The organism is Streptomyces sp. NBC_01481 (assembly GCF_026339995.1).
Taxonomy (GTDB): domain Bacteria; phylum Actinomycetota; class Actinomycetes; order Streptomycetales; family Streptomycetaceae; genus Streptomyces.
In genome coordinates, this window is record NZ_JAPEPT010000008.1 from 129316 (window position 1) to 137461 (window position 8146).

Genomic DNA, 8146 nt, shown 5'->3' on the forward strand with positions numbered 1-8146 from the left:
CCGGCATGAGTGAATCGGCTCAGTACGCAACCGACCCGCATCACTTCTTCGACGCCGACGCAGGCCCGGTGGTCCGTCCGTACGCCATGACCCGCGGGCGGACGAGCAGCAAGACCCGCCATCGGCTCGATCTGATCGCTCTTGTCGTTCCGGAGGTCGCGGCCGAGGACCCCGGTCGCGACCAGCTGCTCTCGCCGGAGCATGTCGAGATCGTCGAACGCTGCGGCGACACGCCTCAGTCGATCGCCGAACTCGCGGCCACCCTCGACCTCCCCGTAGGGGTGGTCCGCGTCCTGGTCGGCGATCTCGTCGAGGACGCCCTGGTGCACGTAACCCGTCCCGTTCCGCCGGCCGAGCTGCCGGATGTGAGCATTCTCCGCGAGGTGATCAATGGTCTTCGGGCGCTCTAACCGCCGAACGCCGCCCATCGAGCCGGTCACGCTGAAACTCCTGGTCGCGGGTGGATTCGGCGTCGGCAAGACGACACTGGTGGGCGCGGTCAGCGAGATCAGACCGCTGCGCACCGAGGAGACGCTGAGCGAGGTGGGCCGTCCCGTCGACGACACCGAGGGCGTCGAGAGCAAGACGACCACGACCGTCGCGATGGACTTCGGGCGCATCACGCTCCGCGAGGACCTCGTGCTCTACATCTTCGGCACACCCGGTCAGGACCGCTTCTGGTTCCTCTGGGACGAGTTGGCACAGGGCGCGCTCGGCGCGGTCGTCCTCGCCGACACGCGCCGCCTGGAGGACTCCTTCGCGGCCATCGACTACTTCGAGCGCCGCGGCATTCCGTTCACCGTCGCGGTCAACTGCTTCGAAGGGGCGGGGCGTTTTCCCGGCGAGGCGGTACGGTCGGCGCTCGACCTCGACCCCGAGGTGCCGCTGCTGATGTGCGACGCGCGCGAGCGCGAGTCCGTCAAGGAGGTGCTGGTGGCGGTGGTCGAGCACGCACTGACCCGCGCCGACCGGCAGCGCGAGCACGCCACGACCTGACGCGGACAGCACGGCAGGACACGGCCCGTACCCCCACCGACAGGGGTACGGGCCGTGGGTCTTGGGGGACCGCGGGCGGCTACCGGACGGGGCCAGGGGGTGTCTTTCGGATCTTGCCGGGCTCGCGTGCCCTGGCACGGCACCTCGCTGCGTTGTCGTCAGTCGCCTACGCTCCGCGTGGGCTCCTTCCTCCGCCTTGCGAGGCACCACGCCAGACCCCGCTCACTGATCCGGCCTGATCCAAAAGACACCCCCTACGCCCCGTCCTCCTCGTGCCAGCCGAAGCTGCGCTCAACCGCCTTGCGCCAGTTGCCGTACTCGCGCTCGCGGTCCTGCGCCTCCATCCGCGGCGACCACTCCACGTCCCGCTGCCAGTGCGCCTTCAGCTCGTCGAGGTCCGACCAGACGCCGGTCGCCAGCCCCGCCGCGTACGCGGCACCCAGACAGGTCGTCTCGGACACCTTCGGGCGGATCACCGGCACGCCCAGCACATCCGCCTGATGCTGCATCAGCAGATTGTTGGAGGTCATGCCGCCGTCCACCTTGAGCGTGGTGATCTGCACCCCGGAGTCCTGGTACATCGCGTCGACGACCTCACGCGTCTGCCAGCTCGTCGCCTCCAGCACCGCCCGCGCCAGATGCGCCTTGGTGACATACCTCGTCAGGCCGGTGATGACACCGCGCGCGTCGGAGCGCCAGTACGGGGCGTACAGACCGGAGAAGGCGGGCACGATGTACGCCCCGCCGTTGTCGTCCACGCTCGCCGCCAGCGTCTCGATCTCGTCCGCGCTGCGGATGATGCCGAGCTGGTCCCGGAACCACTGCACCAGCGCCCCGGTGATCGCGATCGAGCCCTCCAGGCAGTACACCGGCGCCTCGTCGCCGATCTTGTACCCGAGCGTCGTGATCAGCCCGCTCTTCGACGGCACGGGCCGGTTGCCGGTGTTCAGCAGCAGGAAACTGCCAGTGCCGTAGGTGTTCTTGGCCGTGCCCGTGTCGTAGCAGGCCTGTCCGAAGATCGCGGCCTGCTGGTCGCCGAGTGCGGATGCGACCGGCACGCCCGAGAGCTGGCCGACAGCGTTCCCGTACACCTGGGCCGAGGACTTGATCTCCGGGAGCATCACCTGCGGCACATTCATCGCCGACAGGATGGCCGGATCCCATTCGAGGGTCTGCAGATTCATCAGCATCGTGCGCGACGCGTTGGTCACATCGGTGACATGGACGCCGCCCTCGGTGCCGCCCGTGAGGTTCCAGATCAGCCAGGAGTCGATGGTGCCGAAGGCGATCTCGCCGCGCTCGGCCCGGCTGCGCAGCCCGGGCACATTGTCCAGCAGCCAGGCCGCCTTGGGCCCGGAGAAGTAGCTGGCGAGCGGGAGCCCGGTCGCATCGCGGAAACGGTCCTGTCCGTCCGTGCTGCCCAGTTCGTTGCAGAGCGCGGAGGTACGGGTGTCCTGCCAGACGATCGCGTTGTGCACGGGCTTGCCGGTCGCCCGGTCCCACAGGACCGTGGTCTCCCGCTGGTTGGTGATCCCGAGCGCGCTGAGCTGTTCGGCACGCAGCCCTGCCTTGGCGATCGCCCCGGCCACCACCGCCTGCACCTTGGACCAGATCTCGGTGGCATCGTGCTCCACCCAGCCGGGCTTGGGGAAGATCTGACGGTGCTCACGCTGGTCGACGGCGACGATCGCGCCGTCCTGGTTGAAGATGATGCAGCGGCTGGACGTGGTGCCCTGATCGATTGCGGCGACGAACTTGTCCGTCATGACTTCCCCTTGTCAATGAGGCCCGCAAGGCCTGGAACTGGAAGGCCTAGAAGGCGGCGTTGAAGATGAGGCCGGCCAGCAGCCCGCCGATCGCGGGTCCGGCAACCGGCACCCAGGCGTAACCCCAGTCCGATGTGCCCTTGTTGGGGATCGGCAGCAGCGCGTGGGTGATGCGCGGTCCGAGGTCACGAGCCGGGTTGATGGCATAACCGGTCGGTCCGCCGAGCGACAGACCGATGCCGACGACCAGCAGCGACACCAGAAGGATGGAGATGCCGGAGCCGTAGATGCCGGCGTTCTGCCCGGGTATCTGGCCGATGCCGATACCGTCGTTCCTGCCGAAGGCGAGTATCGGCAGCACCAGGCCGATCGTCGCGATGATCTCGGTCATCATGTTGGCGACGGGACTGCGGATCTCCGGTCCCGTCGAGAAGATCCCGAGCGTGGGCAGAGCGTTCTTCTTGTCGGCGTTGGCCTGGAACTGCGCGAAGTAGACGAGATAGGCGAGTACGGCGCCGAGGACCGCGCCGACCATCTGCGCCAGGATGTAGAGCGGGACCTTGCTCCACTCCCCGGTGTCGACGGCGACCCCCAGGGTCACGGCGGGATTGAGATGCCCTCCGGACAGCGGCGCGGCGGTGTACGCCCCCGCCAGCACTCCGAAGCCCCAGCCGAAGGCGATGACGACCCAGCCCGAAGCCCTGGCCTTGGAATGATGGAGGGTGACGGCGGCGCAGACCCCCGCGCCGAAGAGGATGAGTATCGCGGTGCCGATGACCTCACCGAGGAAAATGTCTCCATTGCTCATGGCGGCTCCTAGGCTTCGCCCGGGGTCCGGCCCCGGTCCTGCGTGCAGGGTGCGTGCTCCATGGCGTGCCATGGCTACGGGCAGGAGGCAGGGGAGTCCCGTACCCCGCCCGGCGTCCTTGACGAGCGTGGTGAGCGTGCCGAAGTGCGGCGATGCCGACGAAGAGGCAGTGTTCACCGGCCGTGACGGACCGTCAAGGTCGTTGACAGCAAGCGCAGTTCACAGCCGGTGTGTTGACACGGTAGCGGGGAACGTAAGGCGGCGGGAGTACGCGTGGGCACTGTGCTCAGCGCACGGCGACGACGGCCGAGCCATGGCCGAACAACCCCTGGTTCGCGGTGATTCCGGTGCGTGCCCCCGGCACCTGGCGCTCCCCGGCTGTCCCGCGAAGCTGCCAGGTCAGCTCACACACCTGCGCGATGGCCTGCGCGGGCACCGCCTCGCCGAAGGACGCGAGCCCCCCGCTGACATTGACCGGAATACGCCCACCGAGCGCGGTGGCGCCCTCGCGCACCAGCTTGGCGCCCTCGCCCGTCCCGCACAGGCCGATGTCCTCGTACCACTCCAGCTCCAGGGCGGTGGAGAGGTCGTACACCTCGGCAAGCGACAGGTCCTCGGGACCGATGCCCGCTTCCTCGTAGGCGGCCCGGGCGATGGACGCCCGGAAGGTGTGGGGGAAGGGGTCGACGGCGGCCGCCGAGTCGGTCGCGATGTCAGGGAGATCGAGCACGGTCTTCGGATAGGTCGGGGTGACGGTCGATACGGCGCGGATACGCACCGGATCACTGACCCCGTGCCGCCGCGCGAAGTCCATGCCGGACAGCACCAGCGCGGCCGCGCCGTCGGAGGTCGCGCAGATGTCGAGCAGCCGCAGCGGATCGGCGACGACCGCGGAGGCGGCGACATCCTCGGCCGAAACGGTCTTGCGGTAGCGGGCGTTGGGGTTCAGCGCCCCGGCCGCCGCGTTCTTGACCTTGACCAGCGCGAAGTCCTCGGGCGAATCGCCGTACAGGGCCATGCGGCGCCGTGCGTAGAGCCCGAAGTAGGCGGGGTTGGTGGCGCCGAGCACCCGGAAGCGCACCCAGTCGGGATCGTCGGGCCGATCGCCGCCGGCCGGGGCGAAGAAACCCTTCGGCGCCGAGTCCGCGCCGACCACCAGCACGACGTCGGCCATGCCCGCCAGGATCTGGGATCGCGCCGTGTTGATTGCCTGAGCGCCCGAGGCGCAGGCGGCGTAGACGCTGGTGACGCGTGCGCCCTGCCAGCCCAGCGCCTGTGCGAACGTCGCGCCCGCCACGTAACCGGGATAGCCGCAGCGCACGGTGTCCGCGCCGACCACCGACTGCACCTGCCGCCAGTCGATCCCGGCGTCGGCGAGCGCGGCCCTGGCCGCGACCGTGCCGTACTCCACAAAGCTGCGGCCCCACTTGCCCCACCGGTGCATTCCGGCCCCGAGGACCGCCACATCGCCGGTCATGACGCCATCCCCACAGGCCGCCAGCGCCAGGTCGTCCAGACCGTCCGGGGGGTTTCGCCGAGCACTCCGGGTACGACCTCGACCTCCATACCGACCGCGAGGTCAGCGACGGAGACACCCGGCACCGCCTGCCCGAGAACGACCATGCGCTCGGCCTCCAGCTCGACGGCGACGAGGGTGTACGGCTCCCATGGCGTGTCCGGGTCGGAGACATAGGGCGCCGGCGGGCGGTAGCGCCCGTCCGTGTAGGACCACACCCGACCGCGCTTGGACAGGGGGACCTCCGTCAACTCCCCGCCCACACAGGCTGGGTTGCGGCAGAAGGAGTCTTCGCGCGGGAAGAAGACCGACGTACAGGCGGCACAGCGGGTGCCGAGCAGCCGGAAGTCCTCCTCACCACCGTCCTGTGTGAACCAACCGGCCACCACGGGCGTGCGCGTCACGGTTCCTCCCCGGCCCAGCAATCTGACGGAACGTCAGAAGTGTGCCACGGGTCAGCGGTTCGCGGCGAGCCACTTGGCGGCGATCTCGGCCAGCTCGCTGTCCCTGCCCGCCAGCATCATCCGGATCATCTGCATGTCGCCGCGCAGTGACCAGGCCGGATGTCCGAAGGTCGCGGGGTTGTTCTTCTCGATGAGGAAATGCGCGGGCCAGGCCGTCCCGTATCCGATGAGCGGCAGCGCGGCCGCATACCGCTTCCGGCCGCGCGCCAGCCCGTACGCGCTGATCGCGAGACCGGTCAGTGTGCCGGTCAGATGCACCCAGCGGGTGGCCGCCCTGGAGTGCATGGCGACGTAGTACGGCCAGAACTCCTCGTACGAATCGAATGTCTGCTGCGTCATAGCCGCACCGTATTCCTTCCGCGGAGAACCGGAAACGGCTCTGCCGCGTCCGACATCAGTGAACGGGCGGCCGGAGCCTACGGGGGTGGTCCCGGCCGCCCGTTCACTGCTGTCGGGCGACCGGGAAGTCGAAGAAGGTGTCCGGGAAGGGCTCCGGCCTGAAGGTGAAGTGCCACCACTCCTGCGGCAGGTTCACAAAGCCCTCGGCGCTCAAGGTGTCCTTCAGCAACTGCCGGTTGGCGCGTTGCTCGCCCTGAACTCTGGGGTCGTCGGTGTGCGACAGCGTGTCGAAGCAGTCGAATCCGGTCCCCATGTCGGCGGAATTGTCCGGGAAGCGCTCGGACTGGGGCGCGAAGCAGGGGGCAAGAGGCTCACCGGGGACATACGGCCTGGTCGGGAAAGCGGGCAGTTTCACGAGGGTGAGATCGACGGTGCTGCCGCGGCTGTGCCCCGACTTCTCGGCGATATAACCGTCGGCGAACAGCCTCGACTTGTCGACCTGTGGATAGAACTCCTTCTTCATGGCCTCGTCATTGAGGTCCTTGGCCCACCGTACGAAGTGGTCTACGGCCCGCTGGGGCCGGTAGCAGTCGTACACCTTCAGCGAATAGCCCTGCCGCAGCAGCGTCGACTGCGCCCGGTGCAGGGCTCGCGCGGCGGGCCGGGTGACGATGCAGAGCGGCTGCCGATAGCCGTCTACGGGCGCGCCCACGAAGTTGTGACGGCTCGTGTAGCGCATCTCCTGCATGATCGTCGCGTCGACGGAGCGCAGCTCCACGAACTCCCCGGGCGCCGTCGGCTCGGCCCCGGCGGGCGACGAAAGCGCGGCAGCGGCCGCCACGACAAGGGTGCGGAAGGCGGAAGCAAGTCCAGTCATGGGCACACGCTTTACCAGTGATCGGGTACAGTCCGCGCGTGTCCATGGACTCCCACTGCGGCAACTGCGGGGCACCGTACGGCTCCCTGACCCTCTGGCCTCGCACCTGCCCGACCTGCGGCGAGACGGCCTACCGCAACCCGCTGCCGGTCGCTGTCGCGCTGCTGCCCGCGTACGACGCGGACGGAACCGGGCTCGTCGTCATCACCCGCACGATCGACCCGGGGCGGGGCGGCATCGCGTTGCCGGGCGGCTATGTCGACTTCGGCGAGGACTGGCAGCAGGCGGTCGTCCGGGAGCTGTCCGAGGAAACCGGCATCGAGGTCCCCCGCGAAGATGTACGCCTCGCAGACGCACTCAGCGCCGCGGACGGCCATCTGCTCCTCTTCGGCCTCCTGCCACCGCGCGCGGTGGAGTCCCTTCCACGACCGGCCCCGACCCTGGAGACGACGGGCTGGCGCGTTCTCCACGAGCCGACGGAGCTGACGTTCCCGTTGCACACGATCGCGGTCCGCAACTGGTTCGAGGGCACGTACGAATAGGTATCGGGCCCGGCCGTGGGGTGGTTGCTCCGGCGTTGGCGGTTGCTGTCCGGTGGGTGGTTTCGCGGGCGAACCCCCCGCGCACTGTGGCACCTCCACGTGGGGAGGGGCCGTGCAGGGTCGTCCCCGCGTTTCCAGCGTCCGTGGGGAGCGTGGGCCGGGGGGCGTTGGTGGTTGCTCTCCGGTGGGTGGCTTCGCGGGCGAACCCCCGATTGGCGGCCAACACCGGGTGCCCAATCCAACGGCCCGATTGCCACCGACGCCGAGGAGTCGAGCCCGGAGGGGACCCGGAACCCGCACCGAACGGCACCGGGTACCCCCGAACCCCAAAGCCCACACAGTACGGACCAGGTACCCGCGAACCCCAAGACCCGCACCCCGCGGCACCGGGTACCCCCGAACCCCCAGACCTCCACCCCCGGCCCTGGCGCTACGCTCCCAACCCCCGCACCCTCATCCGCCACTCTGGCTGCGCCGACTTCGCCCTTCTGCTGCTTCACCACGACCTGCCCGTCCACCAGCCGTGTCGTGTACCGCTCCACCTCTGGCTGCTCCCAGCCGTCGCCCGGGTCCGCGACCACCAGGCCCCCGCCCCTGCGGCCCTCCGCCGGTGCCCAGACCTCCAGTTCCATCTCGCCGTCATCCCCCCGCACCGGGATCACCGAGCCACCCCGCGCCAGTACGGGGATACGCGACAGCGGCGCGTCCACCAGCACCTGACCCGGGCCGTCGTACGCCCGGCCCGTCGCCGTGTCGTACCACCGTCCCCTCGGCAGCCGCACCGCCCGCCGGTCCGTCCCCCGCTCCAGCACCGGTGCCACCAGCAGCGCGTCACCCA

The 8146-nt window shown here is 69.4% G+C and carries 9 protein-coding genes and 1 pseudogene; 3 read left to right on the top strand and 7 right to left on the bottom strand.

The window, feature by feature from the left end; genetic code table 11:
* The first annotated feature begins 5 nt into the window (after positions 1-5).
* The gene (locus OOK40_RS34415; RefSeq protein WP_266489539.1) at positions 6-410 is read left to right on the top strand and encodes a DUF742 domain-containing protein; all 405 of its coding nucleotides are present in this window, start codon (positions 6-8) and stop codon (positions 408-410) included.
* The gene (locus OOK40_RS34420; protein WP_266489542.1) at positions 391-996 is read left to right on the top strand and encodes an ATP/GTP-binding protein; all 606 of its coding nucleotides are present in this window, start codon (positions 391-393) and stop codon (positions 994-996) included. Before OOK40_RS34415 ends, OOK40_RS34420 begins: the two co-directional genes overlap by 20 nt.
* Before the next feature lie 254 nt (positions 997-1250).
* Here the strand turns inward: OOK40_RS34420 and glpK are convergent, their stop codons facing one another.
* The 6 genes from glpK to OOK40_RS34450 form a co-directional block, all read right to left on the bottom strand.
* The gene (gene glpK / locus OOK40_RS34425; RefSeq protein WP_266489544.1) at positions 1251-2762 is read right to left on the bottom strand and encodes a glycerol kinase GlpK; all 1512 of its coding nucleotides are present in this window, start codon (positions 2760-2762) and stop codon (positions 1251-1253) included.
* Between the two features lie 46 nt (positions 2763-2808).
* Entirely contained in the window at positions 2809-3570 is a 762-nt protein-coding gene (locus OOK40_RS34430; RefSeq protein ID WP_266489545.1) for an MIP/aquaporin family protein, read from the bottom strand.
* Positions 3571-3856: 286 nt separating this feature from the next.
* Positions 3857-5047, bottom strand: coding sequence for a lipid-transfer protein (locus OOK40_RS34435; protein WP_266489547.1), 1191 nt, complete (start codon positions 5045-5047; stop codon positions 3857-3859).
* Entirely contained in the window at positions 5044-5475 is a 432-nt protein-coding gene (locus OOK40_RS34440) for a Zn-ribbon domain-containing OB-fold protein (RefSeq protein WP_266489563.1), read from the bottom strand. Before OOK40_RS34440 ends, OOK40_RS34435 begins: the two co-directional genes overlap by 4 nt.
* 66 nt (positions 5476-5541) lie before the next feature.
* Positions 5542-5889: a DUF962 domain-containing protein gene (locus OOK40_RS34445; RefSeq protein WP_266489549.1), complete on the bottom strand. Its 348-nt coding sequence runs from the start codon at positions 5887-5889 to the stop codon at positions 5542-5544.
* A 103-nt stretch (positions 5890-5992) separates the two neighbouring features.
* Positions 5993-6766 (bottom strand): M15 family metallopeptidase, encoded by a 774-nt coding sequence (locus OOK40_RS34450; protein ID WP_266489551.1) that lies wholly within the window; start codon positions 6764-6766, stop codon positions 5993-5995.
* Positions 6767-6810: 44 nt separating this feature from the next.
* Between OOK40_RS34450 and OOK40_RS34455 the strand changes: the two genes are divergently transcribed.
* Positions 6811-7308 (top strand): NUDIX domain-containing protein, encoded by a 498-nt coding sequence (locus OOK40_RS34455; protein ID WP_266489566.1) that lies wholly within the window; start codon positions 6811-6813, stop codon positions 7306-7308.
* Between the two features lie 476 nt (positions 7309-7784).
* On the opposite strand, the pseudogene OOK40_RS34460 reads toward OOK40_RS34455, so the two are convergent.
* Positions 7785-8146 (bottom strand): annotated as a pseudogene (locus OOK40_RS34460) (glycosyl hydrolase); the annotation flags it as partial.

What these genes read in the sequence shown, in the direction of transcription:
- OOK40_RS34415 (WP_266489539.1), top strand. Translation starts at nt 6, where the DNA reads ATGAGTGAATCGGCTCAGTACGCAACCGACCCGCATCACTTCTTCGAC.
- OOK40_RS34420 (WP_266489542.1), top strand. Translation starts at nt 391, where the DNA reads ATGGTCTTCGGGCGCTCTAACCGCCGAACGCCGCCCATCGAGCCGGTC.
- glpK (WP_266489544.1), bottom strand. Translation starts at nt 2,762, where the DNA reads ATGACGGACAAGTTCGTCGCCGCAATCGATCAGGGCACCACGTCCAGC.
- OOK40_RS34430 (WP_266489545.1), bottom strand. Translation starts at nt 3,570, where the DNA reads ATGAGCAATGGAGACATTTTCCTCGGTGAGGTCATCGGCACCGCGATA.
- OOK40_RS34435 (WP_266489547.1), bottom strand. Translation starts at nt 5,047, where the DNA reads ATGACCGGCGATGTGGCGGTCCTCGGGGCCGGAATGCACCGGTGGGGC.
- OOK40_RS34445 (WP_266489549.1), bottom strand. Translation starts at nt 5,889, where the DNA reads ATGACGCAGCAGACATTCGATTCGTACGAGGAGTTCTGGCCGTACTAC.
- OOK40_RS34450 (WP_266489551.1), bottom strand. Translation starts at nt 6,766, where the DNA reads ATGACTGGACTTGCTTCCGCCTTCCGCACCCTTGTCGTGGCGGCCGCT.
- OOK40_RS34455 (WP_266489566.1), top strand. Translation starts at nt 6,811, where the DNA reads ATGGACTCCCACTGCGGCAACTGCGGGGCACCGTACGGCTCCCTGACC.